This is a genomic window from Dyella silvae, from assembly GCF_026421305.1.
In the GTDB taxonomy this organism is placed as follows: domain Bacteria; phylum Pseudomonadota; class Gammaproteobacteria; order Xanthomonadales; family Rhodanobacteraceae; genus Dyella; species Dyella silvae.
The window spans coordinates 725,884-746,003 of the sequence record NZ_JAPJBQ010000001.1; the positions used below are offsets into that span (position 1 = coordinate 725,884).

19 protein-coding genes are annotated in these 20,120 nt (G+C 61.7%); 7 read left to right on the forward strand and 12 right to left on the reverse strand.

The window, feature by feature from the left end:
* Positions 1–396: 396 nt before the first annotated feature.
* Positions 397–1,257, reverse strand: a complete 861-nt coding sequence (locus tag OQE56_RS03305; protein ID WP_267221502.1) for an energy transducer TonB — start codon at positions 1,255–1,257, stop codon at positions 397–399.
* 325 nt (positions 1,258–1,582) lie between these two features.
* Here OQE56_RS03305 and OQE56_RS03310 point away from each other — a divergent pair, with 325 nt between their 5' ends.
* The 7 genes from OQE56_RS03310 (at position 1,583) to OQE56_RS03340 (ending at position 9,734) form a co-directional block, all read left to right on the forward strand.
* Positions 1,583–2,320: an SDR family NAD(P)-dependent oxidoreductase gene (locus tag OQE56_RS03310; RefSeq protein WP_267221504.1), complete on the forward strand. Its 738-nt coding sequence runs from the start codon at positions 1,583–1,585 to the stop codon at positions 2,318–2,320.
* Positions 2,321–2,331: 11 nt separating this feature from the next.
* Positions 2,332–3,414: a sigma-70 family RNA polymerase sigma factor gene (locus tag OQE56_RS03315; RefSeq protein WP_267221506.1), complete on the forward strand. Its 1,083-nt coding sequence runs from the start codon at positions 2,332–2,334 to the stop codon at positions 3,412–3,414.
* Between the two features lie 159 nt (positions 3,415–3,573).
* Positions 3,574–3,945: a nuclear transport factor 2 family protein gene (locus OQE56_RS03320; protein WP_267221508.1), complete on the forward strand. Its 372-nt coding sequence runs from the start codon at positions 3,574–3,576 to the stop codon at positions 3,943–3,945.
* Between the two features lie 346 nt (positions 3,946–4,291).
* On the forward strand, positions 4,292–6,262 hold the full coding sequence (locus tag OQE56_RS03325; RefSeq protein WP_267221510.1) for a pyridoxal phosphate-dependent decarboxylase family protein: 1,971 nt from the start codon (positions 4,292–4,294) through the stop codon (positions 6,260–6,262).
* Positions 6,259–7,728, forward strand: coding sequence for a UbiD family decarboxylase (locus OQE56_RS03330; RefSeq protein ID WP_267221512.1), 1,470 nt, complete (start codon positions 6,259–6,261; stop codon positions 7,726–7,728). The genes OQE56_RS03325 and OQE56_RS03330 overlap by 4 nt, the downstream gene beginning before the upstream one ends.
* Before the next feature lie 110 nt (positions 7,729–7,838).
* Positions 7,839–8,837: a ubiquinone anaerobic biosynthesis protein UbiU gene (gene ubiU / locus OQE56_RS03335; RefSeq protein ID WP_267221514.1), complete on the forward strand. Its 999-nt coding sequence runs from the start codon at positions 7,839–7,841 to the stop codon at positions 8,835–8,837.
* A 9-nt stretch (positions 8,838–8,846) separates the two neighbouring features.
* On the forward strand, positions 8,847–9,734 hold the full coding sequence (locus OQE56_RS03340) for a U32 family peptidase (RefSeq protein WP_267221517.1): 888 nt from the start codon (positions 8,847–8,849) through the stop codon (positions 9,732–9,734).
* Positions 9,735–9,750: 16 nt separating this feature from the next.
* Here OQE56_RS03340 and nadB read toward each other — a convergent pair whose 3' ends face one another.
* The 11 genes from nadB to OQE56_RS03395 form a co-directional block, all read right to left on the reverse strand.
* Positions 9,751–11,184 (reverse strand): L-aspartate oxidase, encoded by a 1,434-nt coding sequence (gene nadB, locus OQE56_RS03345; RefSeq protein WP_267221519.1) that lies wholly within the window; start codon positions 11,182–11,184, stop codon positions 9,751–9,753.
* Positions 11,184–12,209, reverse strand: coding sequence for a quinolinate synthase NadA (nadA, locus tag OQE56_RS03350; RefSeq protein WP_267221521.1), 1,026 nt, complete (start codon positions 12,207–12,209; stop codon positions 11,184–11,186). Before nadA ends, nadB begins: the two co-directional genes overlap by 1 nt.
* A 46-nt stretch (positions 12,210–12,255) precedes the next feature.
* Entirely contained in the window at positions 12,256–13,143 is an 888-nt protein-coding gene (gene ubiT / locus OQE56_RS03355) for a ubiquinone anaerobic biosynthesis accessory factor UbiT (protein WP_267221522.1), read from the reverse strand.
* A complete protein-coding gene (locus OQE56_RS03360) occupies positions 13,124–13,519 on the reverse strand; it encodes a putative zinc-binding protein (protein WP_267221524.1) in 396 nt (131 codons plus the stop codon). The genes ubiT and OQE56_RS03360 overlap by 20 nt, the downstream gene beginning before the upstream one ends.
* A 255-nt stretch (positions 13,520–13,774) precedes the next feature.
* Positions 13,775–14,314 (reverse strand): Dps family protein, encoded by a 540-nt coding sequence (locus OQE56_RS03365; protein ID WP_267221526.1) that lies wholly within the window; start codon positions 14,312–14,314, stop codon positions 13,775–13,777.
* A 33-nt stretch (positions 14,315–14,347) separates the two neighbouring features.
* Positions 14,348–15,025 carry a YoaK family protein gene (locus OQE56_RS03370; RefSeq protein ID WP_267221528.1) on the reverse strand — a complete coding sequence of 226 codons (678 nt, stop codon included), beginning with the start codon at positions 15,023–15,025 and terminating at the stop codon, positions 14,348–14,350.
* 42 nt (positions 15,026–15,067) lie between these two features.
* On the reverse strand, positions 15,068–16,489 hold the full coding sequence (locus OQE56_RS03375) for an alginate export family protein (RefSeq protein ID WP_267221530.1): 1,422 nt from the start codon (positions 16,487–16,489) through the stop codon (positions 15,068–15,070).
* 75 nt (positions 16,490–16,564) lie between these two features.
* A complete protein-coding gene (locus OQE56_RS03380; protein ID WP_267221532.1) occupies positions 16,565–17,470 on the reverse strand; it encodes a glyoxalase in 906 nt (301 codons plus the stop codon).
* Positions 17,471–17,490: 20 nt separating this feature from the next.
* Complete coding sequence (locus OQE56_RS03385) at positions 17,491–17,952, reverse strand: DoxX family protein (RefSeq protein ID WP_267221534.1); 462 nt, start codon at positions 17,950–17,952, stop codon at positions 17,491–17,493.
* Between the two features lie 11 nt (positions 17,953–17,963).
* Positions 17,964–19,844, reverse strand: a complete 1,881-nt coding sequence (locus OQE56_RS03390) for an amidohydrolase (protein WP_267221536.1) — start codon at positions 19,842–19,844, stop codon at positions 17,964–17,966.
* Positions 19,841–20,116: a XapX domain-containing protein gene (locus OQE56_RS03395; RefSeq protein WP_267221538.1), complete on the reverse strand. Its 276-nt coding sequence runs from the start codon at positions 20,114–20,116 to the stop codon at positions 19,841–19,843. Before OQE56_RS03395 ends, OQE56_RS03390 begins: the two co-directional genes overlap by 4 nt.
* Positions 20,117–20,120 lie beyond the last annotated feature (4 nt).

The following is a 20,120-nucleotide window of genomic DNA, read 5'->3' on the forward strand; positions in this document are numbered from 1 at the left end:
TGAGGTTGTGAGACAGGCGTATATCCTTGGGTAGAGCAACTCAATGAATGCCAGGGTCCATTGACAATCCACTGGATGGTCCGGATTCGGTGGCCCAGGGCGCCAATACGGTATCTGCCGAGTCGCCCAATAGTCTGACCTTCCGGTGGCGCAATGTCGCCAGGCTTGCAACAAGCAAGACCAAGACCGCGGCAACCAGCACACACGACGTTAAGCCCACAGATCTCCAGTTCATTGTCATGAAGGTCTGGCGTCCTGATTCGGCAAGGCAGAACTAGTTAGGTGTCGGCAAATGTCCGCAATGTGGTGCAACGACCGGCTGAAGTCGCAGTCGAAAGCAGACATCTCACTTCCCTTCTGGGCGCATATAGTCCCAAGCCCGCCAAGTGGCGTCTTCTAACCGCCACCCAAAGGCGTAGTCAGCTTTACCGATGAGTCGGCAAGGTGAACTGTACCGTCAGCTATGGCATCCGATGCCTGGGCATGCGCATCGGACCCACCTTCGCCGGCAGTCACCACAACACGCGGCCCCGGAATGTAGACGTCCCAATCGCCGGGCCCAGGCTGCTTGGGCTCTGGGGTGCCATAGACGTGTATGCTGAAAACGACGGGAACCCGAACCCACCAACTGGAATTGCTGGCGGACCTGCCTGATGTCGGCACATGCCATGTCCAGGACTGCAAAGCCTTGGTGGCGGCATACCCAAGGTCCTTTCGAAAACGCTCCTGAGCAACGGTGGGTACTGCCGTACGCAGATTCACCTGTTCGGCAATGGCCTTCTCGGTATGGCCGTCCTTTCCAACCAAGACCAATGTATAGACCGTGCCAGTTACCCTTGCGTTGAGCGAGATCCCGGGATACAGCGGTTGCACTCGTTTGTCAGAATGCACGGTTTCGTCAACAGATTTGAAGTCATCGTCAAACGAGGCTGAAACGATGCTTATGGTGTCGTGCTTATCATCGACAGCCTTAGCGAGGAGACGGATGGTCATTCGCTCGGTGATATCCACCGGCAGGGTTATGGTCCTTTCAAAGGTCCACGCGGGAATGTTCTTATCAAGCAAGTCGCGAGCGGCCGGTGGAAGCTTCGCGGCCTGGTCAATGGTGTAGCCATCCACCTTACCCTCAGGACTGATCTTCACCGTGCCGGTAACTAGAGTACTCGCCACGACTTGCTTACGCAGATCGTCTGCGTGGCCAGCAAACGATATCAACCCAAGGCACGCGCATAGCACAGCCGCCATCAGCATTCGCATACAAGCCCCCTTGTTTAAGCGTCATGTATTGACTGTCAGTTCTTCCGACCGCAAAACCATCGTCGCCTAACAGGATGGTGGTGGTCAGGTAACTATCGCCACCCCGCCCCTCTCTCATCAGAAACGTCCCCTTCGGGTCGGGAGCAGACGCTCCAAGCATGCCGACGTCGCTCTCCTGAGACAACCTACCCCGGATTGCACCAACTCCGGCTCATTCCCTCATCCGGATCAAGCCACCCACCACCGATGAATTTTCGCCTCCACACCCGTCCTATGGATGAGACTGAAACAGGCCCCTTGGGCAATAGGAGGATTTATGTCTGGTTTGGCGGGCAAAAACGTGGTCGTGATCGGCGGCAGCCGTGGCGTGGGCAGGGAGATTGTGGGAACGGTGGCACGTGAGGGTGGGCATGTGCTCGCCGTGGCGCGCCAGGATGAACCGCTAAGGCAGTTGGTGCGGGATTGTCCAGGCGTTAAGACTCTTTCTCTCGATGCGACGCACGAGGACGCACCGTCGAAGGTGTTTGACGTGCTTCGGCCCGATATCCTGGTGATCTGTGGCGGTGCCTATCCACCTGCAGCAGCCCTGCATGAGCTCAGTTGGCGTGAGTTCGGGGTCAACTGGGAATCGGACGTCAAGATCGCGTTTCACTTCTGCAAGGCGGCGCTTTTGCTGCCATTACGGCCGGGCGCATCGATCGTGCTGGTTTCCAGCGGTGCCGCCATCGGCGGCTCGCCGATTTCCGGAGGGTACGCGGGCGCCAAGCGCACGCAGATGTTCATGGCGAGCTATGCCCAAAAGGAGTCCGACCGGCTCGGGCTGGGCCTACGCTTTGTAGCACTCGCGCCGCGCATCATGCCGGACACGGCACTTGGCAAGTACGCGGTTGCTGGTTATTCACGCTACCTGGGCATTCCGGCTGAGGATTTCATTGGCAGCATGGGAACACCGCCGTCGAGCGCCGATGCGGCCGCTGCCGTGGTCGAACTGGCTACCCGGTCTGACGTGGCCCATGGCAAGGCGTTTCTCCTCTCGGGCGTTGGCCTTGAAGCCGTGCCGTGAGGGCCCTCATCATGCAGACGCTCATTCCGGAATCCATGTCGGCGCCCGTCTCAGTGCCGCAAACACCCAACGAGAAGCACGGCATGACGCACGCGAACCAGACCTTCGAGCAACTTGCCGAGCCGTTCCGGCGTGAACTCCGGCTGCATTGCTATCGCATGCTCGGCTCCCTGCACGAGGCGGAAGACCTCGTGCAGGAGACTTATCTGCGCGCCTGGCGCAACTTCGCCAGCTTCGAGGGACGTGCACCGCTGCGGGCGTGGCTCTACCGGATCGCCACCCACGCCTGTCTCGACGCCATCGCCAGCCGCAAGCACGGGCCACGTCTGCTGCCCGACCAGCGGGTGCCTGCCACCGACCAGATGCCCGATGGCAAGCCGCCCGCCGAGGTGTCCTGGATCGAGCCCTATCCCGACGTCTATCTGGAGGGCATCGCCGATGATGCCCCCAGCCCTGAAGTGCGCTACTCGTCCCGCGAAGCGGTGCAGCTGGCTTTTGTCGCCGTCATCCAGCAACTGCCGCCGCGCCAGCGCGCCACGCTGCTGCTGTGCGACGTGCTTGGCTGGTCCACGCTGGAAGCAGCCACGCTGCTGGGGGGCTCTACCGCGTCGGTCAACAGTGCCCGGCAGAGGGCGCGCGAGACGCTCGCCCGGCGCTACCCCGATGGGCGCCCGCCTGTCGCCGCGACGTCCAATCCCGGGCAGCAGGCACTGCTCGCCCGCTATGTGCGCACCTGGGAGGAAAGGGATCTGGACGGCTTTGTCGCCCTGCTTACGGAGGAGGCGGTCTACACCATGCCTCCGCAACTCCAGTGGTATGCAGGAAAGGACAGCATTCATCGGTTCTTCGCCTGGGCGTGGAAGCACTATTTCGATTTTCGCCTGGTTCCCGCGGCGGCGAATCGCCAACCAGCCTTCGCGCTCTACTCGCGTCGGTCAGCCGATGCAGCGTGGGATGCGCACTCTCTCCATTTGCTCACGCTTGAACAGGATGCGATTTCATCGCTCACCTTATTCGTGAAGCCAGCCGCCCCTGACCTGTTCAAAGCGTTTGGACTTCCACTCGCCCTCACAGACACCGACCGCACCGCTTAGCCGCTCGACGCGCGGCAGGCGCCACTCGCACCGCCTCTGCGATCTGTCTACGTCTCCTGAGTCGTATCTCGCGACGTCCGCTTCGGGTAGGCAGCGTCGCATCAAGCTGGGAAGATGTGACGATCAGGCACGCTGAAAACGCACGTATAAGGATGGCGAATGCGGAAATCCGATCTCGACACAATCCTTGGAGAGCTCAGCGCTCGCGAACCCATCTTTCATCATCGGGAGCTTGGCGCCAGCCGCGAAGATCTTCTCAAAATGACGGCGGATGATTTTTGGGAGATCGGCGCAAGCGGCAACGCTTATGACCGCGATTTCGTCATAGAAACGCTTCTGGAGCGCTACAAAGCCCCGGAACCCGACGACTGGTCATGCTCTGACTTCGTGATCCACCAGCTCGCCGAAGACCTTTATCAACTGAACTACATTCTGCAGCAACCAAATCGCCGGACGCGCAGAACGACGCTCTGGCGAAACGTTGCTGAGACGTGGCAGATCGTATTCCACCAGGGGACGATCATAAGCTGAGCAACCGAATCAAGACATCAGTTGGTGTGCAAGAAATTTCGAAACGTCAGGCGCAGGTTCGAGCCGGCTGACATACCGCCTTAATTGGGACGCAGGTCGCAAGAGCCGTCCGCCACGGAACGAACGCGACGAAGCGCATGCCAGAAGTACTCGGCCGCTCAACACCTGGCAGACATTTACCGGCGGACTGATCCTCGTCAAAGCTCTCCGCCACTCCAGAGCAGACCATGGCACTCATTTTTCTGGAGACGCGCCATGACTGCCCCTTATACCCGGCCCGGCCTGCAACACATTCAGACCGCGCGCATCGCTGGCCATCGCCTCAACGCTGAGCAGGCGGGCTGATATGAGTGCTGCCCACCCCATGACGGAAACCGTGCCGCACGACTACGTCGTGGATGCGTGCTTTCTTGGACCTTACGGCGAAAACGACACGTTGCTGGAAAAGCTGCTGGTGGAGTTCCTACGCGATCACGTGTACTGGCGCCGCAACTTTCACCCGGAAGATCCGCCGGCCATCGCTACCAGCGCGGCGCGGCACCCGGACTTTTGCGCGTTCGAGGCGCGCGTGCGACGGGAGCTTCATCAGCTCTCGGCGGCGCTGAAGAAATCGGCTCCTTTTCACAGCCCGCGCTATATCGGCCACATGACATCCGATCTGCTGCTGCCTGGACTGGCAGCGCAGATACTCACCCTGCCCTTCAACCCGAACAACGTCAGCGAAGATGCAGCACCGGTCACCGTCGACCTGGAGATCAAGGTCGGCCTGCAGCTCGCCCGCATGCTCGGTTACCCGCATGATCCGCAGACAGATCCATGCGCCCTTGGCCATCTGACATCCGGCGGCACCGTAGCGAACTACCAGGCGCTGCGCCTTGCTTTGGCGCTCAAAGCTTTTCCCGTAGCGTTGCGCGCAGCCGATGTACCCGACCTGGAATTGCCGCCGGACGATTGGACGGCATTCAATTTGTCCACGACGGCAAGCATTGAATTGCTGACAGCCTGGCAACGCTGGTTGGGTGAACAGGCACCGGTGGAACGCCATTACTGGCGCGCACGGGTCGAGGCTGAGCGAATAGAGCAACTAGGTCTTACGGACTTCTTTGCCGCCCACCCGCAACTGTCGCCACCTTTGGTACTGGCACCGGTCACCGCGCATTACTCATGGAGCAAGGGGCTGAAGTTGCTCGGCCTCGGCCGCCATCAACTGAAGGCTGTGGCGACCAAAGGTATGCGGATGGATCCGGACGCGCTGCGCTCGGCGTTGCATCACTGCGCACGACATCGGCAATCGGTGCTCATGTGCGTCGCCGTGTTGGGCAGCACCGAATACGGCACCATCGATCCCATTGATGCCGTGCTCGCCGCGCGCGAGGACGTTCGTCCTCTGGGTCTGGATTTCACCGTTCATGTGGATGCCGCATGGGGCGGCTATCTGGCTACGGTGTTTCGTAACGCAGACGGCAGCCTGCGCCCGTACCACGAGGTCGCTGCCGAGTACGTTGAGTTCCCGTCACCGGAGATCCATGCAGCGTTTGCAGCGCTGTCAGGCACTGACTCCGTTACGGTAGATCCGCACAAGCTCGGGTATCTCCCCTATGGCGCAGGGGCCTTTATATGCCGGGATCACCGGGCGATGGCGCTGCTCGCCGAGCAGGCCGATTACGTATTCCACGGCAGCGAACCTGCGGATTACATGACCCGCTACCGCAGCATTGGCAAGTACACGCCGGAAGGCTCGAAGCCGGGTGCGGCTGCCGCGGCGGCGTACGTCGCGCATCAGGTGCTGCCGCTCGATCATTCGCAGTTTGGCCGTCTTCCACGAGGCACGCTACGGGCCACCGAAGAGTTCTACGCGCGAGCGCAACGCTTTGCCATCGATGTCGCCGACATGGCGCACGTGATGGTGCCCTTTACGCCCGACAGCAATCTGGTTTGCCTGGCGCTCAATCCGCACGGCAACCGCGATGCGCGCGTCGCCAACACCTTCATGGCGGCCTTGCAGAACCTTCTCAAATGCGATCCGTCTCATCCGCTGCAAGCCAAGGAGTTCTTTGGCTCGGGCACCATTCTTCGGCCACACGTGCTGGGGTTGGATGAAATGGCGCGCATCTTCGATGCGTTGAGCCTCGACGTGGTTCCTGCTGATCAAGGTTCGGAGGATGGCTATCTCCATATTCTCAGGCACACCCTGATGAACCCGTATCTGGTGAATCGCGAAAGCGGCGTGAACTACATCGATCTGTACTTCGATTTTCTTGAGCGTTCCGTGCGGATGTTGCTGGCTCAGTCGTCCCTCGCAAGTGATGTCGCGTGAGCCATTCGGACCTGAGAAGCTTTCTTGATCGACTGGCGCGCGAACGGCAGCTATCCCACGTCACCGCGCCGGTCGATCCGTATCTCGAATCAACGGCTCTGTGTCACCGGGCACTGCGAGAGGGCGGCCCTGCCCTGCTGATGGAAAACCCGGTGAGCGGAAAGCACCGCATGCTTGGCAACCTGTTCGGCCACCGCCGGCGGATCGAGCTGGCGCTGGGCGACCGCCCTTTGTCGTCGCTACGTGAGCTTGGCCAGTTGCTCGCTGCCGTCAAAGAGCCGCAATGGCCCTCCAGCCTGCGCCAGGCGCTTGCATGCTGGCCTGAGCTGGCACAGCTGTCTCACGTGGCGCCTCTGTCAGTGAGAGAGGCGCCGTTTCAGCATCAGGTGATCGAGGGTGAGGAGATTGATCTTGCACACCTCCCTATTCAGCACTGCTGGCCCGGCGATGCCGGCCGCCTGATCACCTTTGGTCTGGTGGTGACGCGGGGCACGCGCAAGCCGAGGCAAAATGTGGCGATCTATCGCCAGCAGGTGATCGGCAAGCGCCGGGTAATCATGCGCTGGCTACCGCATCGCGGTGGCGCGTTGGACTATGCGGATTGGAAAGCCACTTATCCAGACCGACCTTTTCCGGTGCTGGTTGCCGTCGGCGCCGATCCGGCAACGTTGCTGGCGGCGGTGGCACCGGTGCCAGACACGTTGTCGGAATACGAAATGGCCGGCTTGCTGCGCGGTCAGCGTACGCGCTTATGGCACAGCGCCATGACCGGCCTGGACGCACCCGCCAGCGCAGAGATTCTGCTTGAGGGCCACATCTATCCCAACGACGTGGCGCTCGAAGGACCGTTTGGCGATCACACGGGCTACTACAACGCGCAAGATCATTTTCCTGTCTTCACCATTGAACGCATGAGCGTCCGCCGCGATGCCATCTATCACGGCAGTTACATGGGCCGGGCGCCGAACGACGAGCCCTCCGTGCTGGCCATGGCGCTCAACGATGTGTTCGTTCCCATCCTGCAAAAGGTCTTTCCGGAGATTGTGGATTTTCATCTTCCTCCGGAGGCGTGCTCGTATCGAATCGCCGTGGTCAGCATTCGCAAACAATATGCGGGTCATGCGCGCCGCGTGATGATGGGCATCTGGTCGTACCTTCGCCAGTTCACCTATACCAAGTTTGTCATCATCACCGACGATGACATTGATGTGCGCGATTGGTCGCAGGTGATATGGGCCGTCTCCACGCGAGTGGACCCCGCGCGCGACAGCCTGCTGGTGGAAAACACGCCGATCGACTACCTGGATTTTGCCAGCCCGGCCGCCGGACTCGGCTCCAAACTGGGTCTGGACGCCACCAACAAATGGCCGTCTGAAACATCCCGTGCGTGGGGCGTTACGATTCGGCCGGATGCTGAGGTGGAACAACGCGTAGACGCCTTGTGGGCGCAGATCAAGCGGGGTTGATGCTGGCAACTGGCTTGATGAAAAACCGCCACATCCTCTGACATGCATCAGCGACGTCCTCGATAGTGAGGTCCACGATGCACGCCTTGTCATTCGCCCCGAGGTTTTCCATGCACCTGGTGTGCCCCGCCGGCAACTTGCCGGCTCTGCAAGCGGCGATCGATGCCGGCGCGGATGCGGTCTACGCGGGCTTTCGCGATCAGACCAACGCACGTGCGTTTCCCGGTCTCAATTTCAGCGACGACGAGCTTCGCCGTGGCATCAGCTACGCTCATGCTCGCGGCCGCAAGGTCTATCTTGCGCTGAATACCTATCCTGACAGCGCGAGGTTGTCGATTTGGGAACGAGCCGTAGACAAGGCGGCGGACTTTGGCTGCGACGCCATCATCGCCGCTGAAATGTCGGTGCTCGACTATGCGACGCGCACTTACCCGCGCCTCGCGCGTCACCTTTCCGTGCAGGGATCGGCCACCACCGCACCCGCACTGCGCTACATGTATGAGCACTTTGGCATTGAACGCGCGGTGTTGCCCCGGGTGCTTTCGGTTCAGCAGGTAGAACGTTTGTGCGAGCAGTCGCCTGTGCCGCTCGAGGTGTTCGCGTTTGGCAGCCTTTGCATCATGGTGGAAGGCCGGTGCCAGCTCTCAAGTTATGTCACCGGCGCATCGCCCAATCGCCACGGCGTCTGTTCGCCGGCAAGCTTCGTGCGGTGGGACGAGCATGCCGACGGCAGCCGGAGCGTACGCCTCAATCAGGTGCTGATCGATCGCTTCAAGCCTTCGGAGCCGGCCGGTTACCCAACCGTGTGCAAAGGCCGTTTTGCGGTGGGTGGCGAAACCTTTCACGCACTAGAAGAACCGACCAGCCTCAATACGCTGGAGTTGTTGCCGCGACTCGCAGCAGCCGGCGTCGCGGCGTTGAAGATAGAGGGCCGTCAACGTGGCGTGGCATATGTGACATCGGTGACCCGTACCTGGCGCGAGGCGCTGGACCGTTACCAGGCCGCCCCATCGGGCTGGTCCTCTGACCCCGCATGGCAAAAGGAATTGTCGAAGCATGCCGAGGGCCACCAGACCACGCTTGGCCCCTATCACCGCAACTGGCACTGATCCACGCACATGATGAAGCTAAGCCTTGGTCCCCTGCAGTACTTCTGGACGCGCGAGCAGACGCTTTCGTTCTATCGCGACGCCGCGCGATGGCCGGTCGACGTTATTTATCTGGGCGAGACGGTATGCAGCAAGCGCCGTGAGCTCGGCACGCGCGACTGGATAGCACTGGCCGAAGAGCTGGCAGAAAGTGGAAAACAGATCGTGCTGTCCTCGCTCGCATTGATCGAGGCGGAGTCCGAGCTCGGTGCATTGCAGCGCCTGATGGGCGACGGCCGCTTTCTGATCGAAGCCAACGATCTGTCCGCGGTGCAGTTGTGCAAGGCACGCGGCATACCGTTCGTTGCCGGACCCACGGTCAATGTCTACAACCATCGCGCGCTTGCCATCCTGATGGACGACGGCATGTCTCGCTGGGTGCCTGGCATCGAACAAGGCGAAGCGTTACTGCACGATCTGCGCACGGCCCTGCTGGCCGATGGACGCGACATGCCCGAGTTGGAAGTCATTGCCTATGGCCGCCTGCCACTGGCCTATTCCGCACGCTGCTTCACGGCCAGGGCCTTCGATGTGGCCAAGGATCAGTGCGGCTTTCGCTGCATTGAGCATCCCGACGGCCTGCCGCTTGCCACACGCGAAGGCCAGCCGTTGCTGCGTATCAACGGCGTACAAATCCAGAGCGAGCAAGTGATGGATCTGGGACCTGAGCTGCCTGCATTACGCGAGCTTGGCGTCGACATGCTGCGGTTGTACCCGCAGGCCGAGCGCACGAGCGAGGTGGTCGCGCATTACGACCTGGCGCGGCACTCGCCTCAGCCGCCGCCGCGGCTTGCAGCCCGCAACGGCTACTGGCACGGCGAGCCCGGCTTGCACAGGGAAACGACAACGCCCGCCTGACACCGCGGGCCACCGCCTAACCATCAGCGCGATAGTGCGCCCCCAGGCTGGCGCGACGATTCAAGGCGGACTGCACGATCTGCCGTGCCAGTTGCGCCTGCCAGCCCATGGCACTCCAGTCTGCGCATTGTTGTTCCGCGTGCCGAAGTGTTTTCTCTATGCGGATCGGCCCTGCGGCATCCCACAGGCATTCGCGAAGCTCGGCCAACGGCTGTTCTGCAAGGGAACTTGAGCGCTCGCACCAGCGGTAGCTGCCGCGAGAAGCAGCACTCGGTGCTTGCGCCAGATGCTGGCCAAGCCGCCGTCCGCAAAGCACACCCTCCAACAAGGAGTTGCTCGCCAGACGATTGGCACCGTGCACGCCGTTGCATGCCACCTCACCCACGGCGTAGAGCCCTGCGACAGAAGTTTTGCCATTCATGTCAGCGGACAAGCCGCCCATATGGAAGTGCGCCGCCGGGGTCACCGGAATCAACGCGTGGCGCGGATCGATGCCATGAGCCAGACATGCAGCCAAAACGGTAGGGAATCGTGTCGACAAGGCACCGCTTACCGCACCCGCGTCGAGCCAGACCTGGCCGTCAGCGTGCCTGGCGTGCCACACGTGACGCGCCACGATATCGCGCGGCGCAAGATCGCCCATCGGGTGCACGTTATCCATCAAGGCGGAGCCATCGGCCCGGCGCAAGCGGGCGCCCGCGCCACGCAACGCCTCGGTGATCAGCGGAAGACAATGCATCCCCGCGATATCCAGGGCGGTGGGATGAAACTGCACAAACTCGAGATCGCGCATGGCCGCGCCCGCTGCCATGCCAAGTGCGAGGCCACTGCCATCCGCGCCGGGAGGATTGCTCGTACGCGCAAATAAAGCGCCAATGCCACCCGTTGCCAGCACAACGGCCGACGCTTCCATTTCCTCATGTTGTCCGGAGGCGTTACGGATTCGTACGCCACGCACGCTATCGCCATGCATCAGCAAGGCATCCACATCGACATCGTCGCGCCATTGGATGTGCGGTGCCTTGCGGGCCTGATCGTGCATGGCACGGACCATATGCGCACCGCTGGCATCACCGCCTGCGTGAACGATGCGCGCCGCCCGGTGACCGCCTTCACGCCCCAGCTGAAGGCCGCCGTTTGGCTGGCGATCGAACGGCACGCCCAATGCGGACAGCCATTCGACGGCCGACGGCGCGGCGTTGCAGAGCCAACGCACCATCGCCAGGTCGTTATGGCCGCTGCCGGCAGTCATCGTATCGGCAACATGCTCGGTAGCCACATCATCCACACCTATGGCCGCTGCGATGCCACCTTGCGCCAACGCGCTCGCGCTATCGCTTCCACCCCGCGCCCGGCAAAATAACAAAACCGGCGTCGGCGCCAAGGCCAATGCCGTTGCCAGACCCGCCACCCCTCCCCCAACGATGATGACCGGCTGCCGGGATGGCATCAGACCGTCTCGCGCCTGCCTACCGACAACATGCGATGCAACGCCTTGCGCGCCGCGCGCGCTGTGTCCGCAGGCACTTCCACCGGATGCTTCATGTCACGCAGTGCCTCGAAAATGCTGGGCAAAGTGATTCGCTGCATATGCGGGCACAAGTTGCATGGCTTGATGAATTCGGTAGCGGGAAACCGGGTGCGCAGATTGTCCGCCATGGAGCATTCGGTGATCAGCGCGACACGCTCCGGCCGCTCGCGCTCCAGCCATTGGCTCATCGCCGTTGTCGAGCCCACGAAATCGGCCTCCGCCAGAACGTCCGGCGGGCACTCAGGATGCGCCACCAACTGCGCTTGAAATTGTTCGCGTGCGTGGCGGGCCTGCTGCGCGGTGAACTTTTCGTGCACTTCACAGCGGCCATCCCACAGCACGAGCTCCACATCGGTCAATGACGCCACATGGCGGCCGAGAAACTGATCGGGGAGAAAGATCACCTTGGGCGAATCCATCGACTCGACGACCTGTACCGCATTGGCCGAGGTGCAGATGGCATCGGATTCTGCTTTCACTGCCGCCGAGGTGTTGGCGTAGCTCACCACAGGCACGCCCGGGTGCCTCATTCGCAGTGCGCGTACGTCCGCCGCCGTGATGGACGATGCCAGCGAGCAACCCGCCTCGAGGCTGGGTATCAGCACCGTTTTTTCCGGGGCCAGAATCTTCGCGCTTTCAGCCATGAAATGAACACCGCAAAGCACGATAAGGTCGGCGTCGCATTCGGCTGCCGCTTGCGCCAGGCCAAGTGAATCGCCGGTTACATCGGCCACGCCGTGGAAGATCTCCGGCGCCTGATAGCTGTGCGCCATGATCACAGCGCCACGAAGTGCCGCCAGCTGACGGATGGCATCGATCCATGGCAGATGCATGGCCACTTCGATGCAGGGCATCACGGTCTCAAGCGTAACCGTCAGATCGGCGTACTGGTGCTCCAGCTCATCCCGCCATGCGGGCGCCGGCAGGTTTGCAAGTCCACTCATGTGGTTGGTTCCGATTAAAAAGGATGGACCCGAAAGTGTTCGCGTATCAGGCGACTTCGCCGTGATAGACGGCTCTGGCGACGCGCGCGAAACGAGCACCACGGTTGAGCACGATGCGCTCACCTAACGGCACCTGTTCCCAGGGCAGGCGCTCCAGGAGATTGCGTGCCGTAAGCCCGAGCTCTACGTCACCCGTCAACGCCAGCCTGCGTTGAAAGAACAGCGTATCGGCGTCTTCCAGCCGGCTGGCCAGCAACAGCAGATCGGTGGCGCTCCCACGCACCCCCGCCTCGGCGGGGCCATCGACCAGCCGCAGACCATCAGCACCCAACTGAAATACCCAGCGAAGCCCGAGATCACTGACTTCAATGCCGAGCCGGCGTCCACGCATGAACTCGAGAGAGCCGTCCTGCACCGATGCCCCCAATACCCGTGCCACGGCTCTTTCGATGCCATGACGTTGCCAGGCTTGCGGCACGACACGCAGCAAGGGCGCAAAGCGTCTGGGCGGCGGAATCAGCCTGAGGAGGCGAAGTTTCATGTCAGTGGCAGCCATGTCGTCGGGGAAAGCGCCGCGCATGTTGGCTGCTGCAGGCGTGTCACTGCCATGACCAAGGTCAACGCTGGTCCGGCCTGACGCATCCGTTATATCGATACCTTGTTGACGGCAGGCCTCGCGGATCACCAGATCCAACAACTGCTGCGCCGTCGAAGAAGGCACGTTCAACCTTGCCGCCAGCCGATCGATCCGTAGCCGTATTTGGCGTTCGCGCATCAGATCGCGCGGCGCCGAGCCGGTGCGGCGCTTGCACCTTGCGATGGTAGCCACCAGACGCCTGCGCATCGCCAGCAACACGATGAGACTGTCATCGACCCGGTCAATGGCGCCACGGGCAAGCGCCAGCGTGCGCCGCTCAGGCCACATGGGCGGCATCAGGGGTTTCCGCCGCCCATTGCTGCGCCACAGGCAGCACCTCTTTGAGGTAGACGCGCCGTGCTTCGGTGATGTCGAAATCGGCGTGCTGCCGCTTCTTCACGCCACAATCCGACAGCAAAACGTGCGCATCGGCCGTTACGCCAGCATGGGCGAGACATGCCTGCACGCATTTCATGGCGCAACCATCCAACGCCAGGATGCGTCGCCCGCTCTGCGCGGTTCGCACCAAGCCCGTCACACCACCGCCCACGCCCGCAATGCAGGACATCTCAGCCCATTGCTCGCGATCAAGCGTCAGAGCGAGATGATTGGCCATCTGGGCTGCGCTGGAACATCCAGAGCAGGAGTAGACAAGCGGAAGCCTCGCTTTCATCGGTGACTCCTCTCTTTGATCGAGAGCGATTTGCGAAGTGCCCTGCCGCCCGGGAGGGAGCGAGCACCACAGGAACGCGGCACATCAAAGTGCATGCGGCGCGTCATCGCCCTGATATGAGTCAACGATATGGCGGATTTCGCGTGTCGCCCCGAAAATCAAACGACGCACACGCTACGCGGGGACTCCCCTCAAAGACACAGATAGCGAGAAGCCACTGGCAACCGCTATCCGTATCGATCCATCCGTGGCGCGTCAGGCGCGGCGGCTGGTTTCAAACAGGAACCATACGCGGCGCTCGGCCTCGTCGATCCAGTTTTCGAGCAAGCTGGCGGTAGCGACATCGCGATGCTCGTCGCACAGCTCATGCGTGGCGCGCATGAATGCTGCGAGGCGCTGATTGTCTTCGCGCAGCTCGGCCAGCATGTCGTCGGGCGTCACGAATTCCGCATCGTTGTCCGACAGGCGCGCAAGGCGCTTGGCATGCCCCAGAGAGCGCAGCGTCGTCCCGCCTATCTTGCGTACGCGTTCGGCAATGGGGTCGACCGTGGCATAGATCTGGTCAGACTGCTCGTCCAGCAGCAGGTGGTAGTCACGAAAATACGGCCCGGACATGTGCCAGTGAAAATTCTTGGTCTTCAGGTAAAGCGATATCACGTCCGCCAGAAGCGCATTGAGCTCGCCCGAGATATCCTGTGTCGCCTGCTCACCCAGTGCCGAAGGCGTATTCAACGCCGCCTTCTGGCGGGTCTTGAGTGTGGTGGTATCGCTCTTGGTCTTGCTCTTGTCACTCATGGTGAGTCTCCTGTAGTGGACTGAAGCATGTCGTCACGGCTGGGCGTCGGCATGGCGAAGCAGCGCTGCGGCGGCAAGCACCGGCGGCACCACGAAGCACCACACGCCCCCGAAGGCATAGCAAAGCGCACCACCGGCGCACCCCGCCGCAAAGGCGAGCACGGCCAGGCCCATGCCTTTCAGCCGGGTGTTGAGCGCTTCCCTCTTGTCGTCTGGCACGCCGCAAATATGGTCGGCGATGTCCAGCATCATCTGCGTGGTGGTGCCCGTCATCAGCGTGGAAGGTGGCGAGCTGCCCAGGTGGACACGGTGCAAGGCATTCTGGATGGCCATTGCTCCCACCAGGATCATGCCCGTCAGTGTCGACGACCAACTGTCGACGCCCGGAAAGGGGCCGTAATGCAAGGCCAGGATCATTGCCACCACAAAGAGCACCAACATGATCGCCAGCAGTGATTGCACTACCGGCAATCCTCTGCTCATGAGCCGGTAGCGCAACAGGCGCGATCCGATCACAAACAGGCAAAACACGGGCAAAGCGAGCAGCTTGGCGACAACGCCAGACGTGCCTGAGATCAGGGCTGCGCCGATGGTGACGAAGTTGCCGGTGACATGCGCGGTGAACAGTCCATGCAGCGCAAGAAAACCTGCCGTGTCGACGTAGCCGGCCATGACGCTGAGGATGGTCGGCAGTAAGGGCTTCTCAGCCATACAAATACAATCTCCCCGGGTTCCGCCCGATCGCGGGTGGCGTTACCACATGAATTTCCCTTCAACGCCTATGTAATCGCCGTCGCGCCCACCCGCCATGCGAATGGCGCGACCGACGTCGTAATGAACAGCTTCCACTGCCCCGGTGAAGTTGGCGTTGAAGGTGTAGTCGGCACGAACCTGTCCGTAGACGCCGGTCCAGCTTCCACCGCGTCCCGCGGTAGCGGGCAGCGGAATGTTCGGTTGTACGTAAATGGCATCTGCCGTGGTTTGCCGCCACTGAAAGCCCACCGCACCCATAAGCGTGAGCTTCGCGACGGGCTTTATGGTCAGGCTCGGCTTGATGTGAATGAGATTGGTGTAACCCGTAAAGCCGGCCAGCGTGAAGTAATAGCCGTTCGGAAACAGTGGATTGAACGTACCCAGCTTGTTGTCGCCCGGATGGTTATCGCCCGAAGCGGCATCTATCTGCAGCCCTAAACGTGGGAACCATGGCTTATCCCAGGTGTACCCCGCCCGCGCACCGGAGCCCCAGGCATCGATGTCCTTGGTGCCGACATGGCCACGCTGCAGCATGCCTTCGAGATCCCAGTCGACACCGGCATGATTGCCGGCAAAACGAACATCGTAGACGTCCCGATGCTCGTCACCCGTGGCATCCAGATAGCGCGCGTTGTCGCGTATGTAGCGCGAGTAATACGCGGACAGCTCGTTCTTGCCCCATACCAGTCGCTCGACGCGCAGCGTGTCAAAGCGAAAGTGGCGATTCGACGTATCGTCGAACGGATGGAGGTTCGAGTACTGCACCGGCTGACTGACGAAGGCGATGAAGCGCCACTTCCCCGTTTCCCAATCGACCCAGATCGCATCGAATGACTGCCGCACATTGGGTCCGTCACGCAACGACACGAAGCGCTGCAGGTCGAAGGCGAAATCCTGCCGCCCCGCGCGCGCTTTGAAAGTGCCCGAATCGAACGTTCGCACATACGCCAGAAAGGCCAGCCGCAAGTCCCATGGATTGCGATCGGCACCACCAATCACCTGCTTTCCGACCGTGCGGGCATCCTCAATCTGTACAAACGCCTGCCAATACGTGGCAAAACGAAGGTCGCCATGGATCTGGAAACGTTGCAACAGATAGGTGTCGTTGGGGTTGTGGCCAATGCCAAAGTTGGCCGCATCCAACATTTCCGTTCGCTCACGCAAATTGACGCCGAGCGAGAGGTAGGTGCCAGGATCGGTTGCGCTCAAGGCGATGTACTTGAGCGCATCGCCCCATTGCGTGCGCAACGCAGGATTGGCCAGTACCGACCAGTCCTCCTGCCAGCGATTGCTTCGCAACACGGGGCGAGTGGCAACATCCTGGGCGGGTGTGCTCTGGGTGGAGTCTACCGACACTTCCTGCGCATAAACCGGCACCGCGCCGAACCCGAGCACAGCACCGAGCGCGCGCGCCAGAATCATGCGGCGCGACACGACCGGTGTGTGCGCGCCGCTGAGAGAAGGGCATGGCGCCCTTCGCGTTCGCATAGCGATAACTCAGTGCGCAGCGTTGGCGTGAATCTCCGCGACGTATCCGCCGGGGAACTCCACCACCGCCGACTCGCGCCCTTCGCTGGTAAACGGTTCCACCAGCACCTTGACGTTATTGGTCTTCGCCTTCGCCAGGGTGTCAGCGAGGCTGCTCACCTCGTAACCCGTCATCTCATGCCCGTAGGGGTACGGCAAGTGGCCGTCCGTCACGAACACAGTCATCTTGCCGAAGGTGGACTCGATGCGAATGCGGCGATACGTGTCATTGGGGCGACCGATGTCCACGCCGGGCGCCTTCGCCTCGTCGGACACCACCTTGCCGTGCGAGAACGTGACGAAGCTCTTGACCAGCGCATTGGCGCGATCCGGCGACACATACACGCGGTTCTCGGGAATGGTCTGGAACGGCGCGTAGTTCGGAGCGGTGGTATGCCAGTACAGCTGCATGTTCACGCCACCGGGCCATTGAATGACGACATCGCGACCAATCGGATCGGGAAAGGTCTCCACGATGACGTCGGCGCCCGCTGCACGCGCCGCCTTGACCGCCACGTCGATGTCCGTCACCAGGTAACCCGTGCGTTCGCTGCCGAACGGATGAGGAACCGGCGTACGGAAGCCGAACAGCGACACGGTACCCACCGGCGTCTGCAATAGCTGCGTGCTGGTGCTGCTGGGCGTCGGCGTGACCGTGGCAATCGCCTGCTTCGTGCTTTGACCGCCGAAGGTGCCGATGAAGCTGGCGACAAAACGATCAACGTCGGCTGGTGCGACATATACGTGCGTGGTGTCGTACTGCGGACCAACCGCCACCATGGGCGTGGCAGCCTCTTTCGCAAGCACGGGCAACGAAGGCGCAACGGCGAACACAAACCCCAGGGCTAAAGCCAGGATTCCGGAGTACTTACGCATGGAGATTCTCCCTGTGGAGTTCATGATTGAGTTGAAGTCGGTCCACTACTGCCACGCTCGCGCAGATCGTGCCAGGCCACCAGAAGAAAGCCTCCGACCAGGCCCAGATGCTCGAAGAAGGCATTGGCAGTGGCAAAGCGCTCGGCGGCAGGGGCGGACCAGAAGCGATTGGCAAGAAACGTGGCGGCCAACGTAAAGGCCGCCAACATCAATGCGCCCAGCCAGCGATAACGTCCCGTGAGGATCGCCAGTGACGCACCAAGCTCCAGCGCGATGACTGCCGCTGTGATCGGCACGGCAGGCTGAAGGCCAAAGTGCGCGGACTCGGCGACAGCGGCGCCGAAGTCCAGTGCTTTCTGGATGCCACCCTGCAGGTACGCCGCACACAGCCCCAGTAGCGCAAGCCAGTGCACGACGGGCGTGGCGAACGGCCAAGCCCACCGTGGCTCAGATGAAAACGGCTGACTCGGCCGCGGTGCCATGGCGCGCGTCCTCAGACCGCCCAGCAAGCGCAGCCCAGTGCGCCCCAGAACGATTTGAGATCAGACACCGGCATGCGGCTCGACCACGCGGTCGCATGATCGTGGCCGTGTACACCGCACGAGTGGCTGCATCCGCACGCCACGGGCGCCACCACCGGCGACGCGTTGCGCTGCTGAACCCATGCGCCATAACCGCCATAGGCGCGCACGGGCGACCACTCGGGCATGGCAGGCGGCACGGAGATATCCTCGTACTGGCTGAATCCACCGCTGCCGTACACCACGCGGCCACCGACGATGGTAAGCAGCGAGGTGGTGTCCGCAATATCCGCTTCCGGGCAGCCGAAGAAATCGCGATCCGGCACGATCAGGTCGGCCAGTTGCCCGATCTTGATCTGGCCCTTTTTGCCCTCCTCGTTGGAGAACCAGGTGACGTTTTCGGTCCACATGCGCAGCGCCGTTTCGCGATCGAGACAGTTGCTGCGCGGGTACATCGACAGGCCGCCCACGGTCTTGCCGGTAACCAGCCAGGACAGCGACACCCACGGATTGTAGGAAGCCACTCGCGTGGCATCCGTACCGGCCGAGGTGCGCAACCCCTTTTCAAGCATGCGCTTGACGGGCGGAGTTGCCTGCGCAGCGGCTGCGCCGTAGCGCTCCACGAAATACTCGCCCTGATAAGCCATGCGATGCTGCACCGCCACGCCACCGCCCAATGCCGCGATGCGATCGATGGAGCGCTCGGAAATGGTTTCGGCGTGATCGAAGAACCAGTTCAGGCCCTGCAGCGGGATATCGCGATTGACCTTTTCGAACACGTCCAGTGCACGACTGATCGTTTCGTCGTAGGTGGCATGCATGCGCCACGGCCAGCGATTTTCGGCGAGCACGCGCACCACTTCTTCCAGGTCGCCTTCCATCTGCGGCGGCATGTCGGGGCGCGGCTGGCGGAAGTCTTCAAAGTCCGCGGCCGAGAACACCAGCATTTCGCCGGCGCCGTTATGACGGAAATAGTCATCGCCCTGCTTGTACTTGGAAGTACGCGTCCAGTTGAGGAAGTCGTCCTTCTCCTGCTTGGGCTTCTGCGTAAACAGGTTGTAGGCAAGGCGAATGGTCAGCTGATTGTCCGCTGCCAACTTCTCGATCACCGCGTAATCATCGGGGTAGTTCTGGAAGCCGCCGCCGGCGTCGATGGCACCCGTGACACCAAGACGATTCAGCTCACGCATGAAATGACGCGTGGAGTTGAGCTGGTAGTCAAACGGCAGCTTCGGCCCCTTCGCCAGCGTGGCGTAAAGGATCGCGGCATTCGGCTTCGCCAACAGCAAACCTGTGGGATTGCCCGAGCCGTCGCGCGTGATTTCGCCACCCGGGGGCTCCGGAGTGTCCTTGGTGTAACCCACGGCGCGAAGCGCCGCGCCGTTGAGGATGGCGCGATCGTAAAGATGCAGCAGAAATACCGGCGTATCCGGCGCGACAGCGTTGAGCTCGTCGATCGTCGGCAGGCGCTTCTCGGCGAACTGATGCTCGGTAAAGCCACCCACCACACGCACCCATTGCGGCGCCGGTGTGATCGCCACCTGCTGCTTGAGCATCGCCATGGCGTCGGCGAGCGAACGCACGCCATCCCAGCGCAGTTCCAGGTTGTAATTGAGCCCGCCGCGAATGATGTGCAGATGGTTGTCGATCAGCCCCGGCAGTACGCGCTGGCCCTTGAGGTCGATCACGCGCGTATGCGGGCCGGCCAGGGACATGACATCCGCATTGCTCCCGACGGCGGCGAAGCGACCGTCCGCGATGGCGACAGCCTCTGCTTCGGGGTGGCCGCGATCGAGGGTGGTGAAGCGCCCGCCGCGGAGAATCAGATCAGGATGCTTGTCGGCGATGGTCATGTTTGAGACTCCTCGGCATCTTTTGTCTTGCTGACGACATGTGCCTTAGGCAACTCGCCGCACATATGGGGTTTCACTTGCTGCGTCCAGACCGTCGAAACGGTCTGTCGCTGCCACAGGTTTTTCACCAGCGGCGGCAGTTGCTCGCCCACCAGGATGCCTAGCAGGCCCACCAGCGCCACGATGGGCGGCGCCGGCGAGCGGACATTCAACAAGCTATAGATGACGCCGACCAGAACGCCGGTAGCCAGTGAAATCAGGTAGATCTTCATATCC

Coding starts and splice junctions, on each gene's coding strand:
- nadB (WP_267221519.1), bottom strand. CDS start 11,184: ATGCCATCCCGGCAGCCGGTCATCATCGTTGGGGGAGGGGTGGCGGGT.
- OQE56_RS03395 (WP_267221538.1), bottom strand. CDS start 20,116: ATGAAGATCTACCTGATTTCACTGGCTACCGGCGTTCTGGTCGGCGTC.
- OQE56_RS03315 (WP_267221506.1), top strand. CDS start 2,332: ATGCAGACGCTCATTCCGGAATCCATGTCGGCGCCCGTCTCAGTGCCG.
- ubiT (WP_267221522.1), bottom strand. CDS start 13,143: ATGCCGCCCATGTGGCCTGAGCGGCGCACGCTGGCGCTTGCCCGTGGC.
- OQE56_RS03375 (WP_267221530.1), bottom strand. CDS start 16,489: ATGATTCTGGCGCGCGCGCTCGGTGCTGTGCTCGGGTTCGGCGCGGTG.
- OQE56_RS03325 (WP_267221510.1), top strand. CDS start 4,292: ATGAGTGCTGCCCACCCCATGACGGAAACCGTGCCGCACGACTACGTC.
- OQE56_RS03385 (WP_267221534.1), bottom strand. CDS start 17,952: ATGGCACCGCGGCCGAGTCAGCCGTTTTCATCTGAGCCACGGTGGGCT.
- ubiU (WP_267221514.1), top strand. CDS start 7,839: ATGCACCTGGTGTGCCCCGCCGGCAACTTGCCGGCTCTGCAAGCGGCG.
- OQE56_RS03390 (WP_267221536.1), bottom strand. CDS start 19,844: ATGACCATCGCCGACAAGCATCCTGATCTGATTCTCCGCGGCGGGCGC.
- OQE56_RS03320 (WP_267221508.1), top strand. CDS start 3,574: ATGCGGAAATCCGATCTCGACACAATCCTTGGAGAGCTCAGCGCTCGC.
- OQE56_RS03360 (WP_267221524.1), bottom strand. CDS start 13,519: ATGAAAGCGAGGCTTCCGCTTGTCTACTCCTGCTCTGGATGTTCCAGC.
- OQE56_RS03305 (WP_267221502.1), bottom strand. CDS start 1,257: ATGCGAATGCTGATGGCGGCTGTGCTATGCGCGTGCCTTGGGTTGATA.
- OQE56_RS03370 (WP_267221528.1), bottom strand. CDS start 15,025: ATGGCTGAGAAGCCCTTACTGCCGACCATCCTCAGCGTCATGGCCGGC.
- OQE56_RS03340 (WP_267221517.1), top strand. CDS start 8,847: ATGATGAAGCTAAGCCTTGGTCCCCTGCAGTACTTCTGGACGCGCGAG.
- OQE56_RS03380 (WP_267221532.1), bottom strand. CDS start 17,470: ATGCGTAAGTACTCCGGAATCCTGGCTTTAGCCCTGGGGTTTGTGTTC.
- nadA (WP_267221521.1), bottom strand. CDS start 12,209: ATGAGTGGACTTGCAAACCTGCCGGCGCCCGCATGGCGGGATGAGCTG.
- OQE56_RS03365 (WP_267221526.1), bottom strand. CDS start 14,314: ATGAGTGACAAGAGCAAGACCAAGAGCGATACCACCACACTCAAGACC.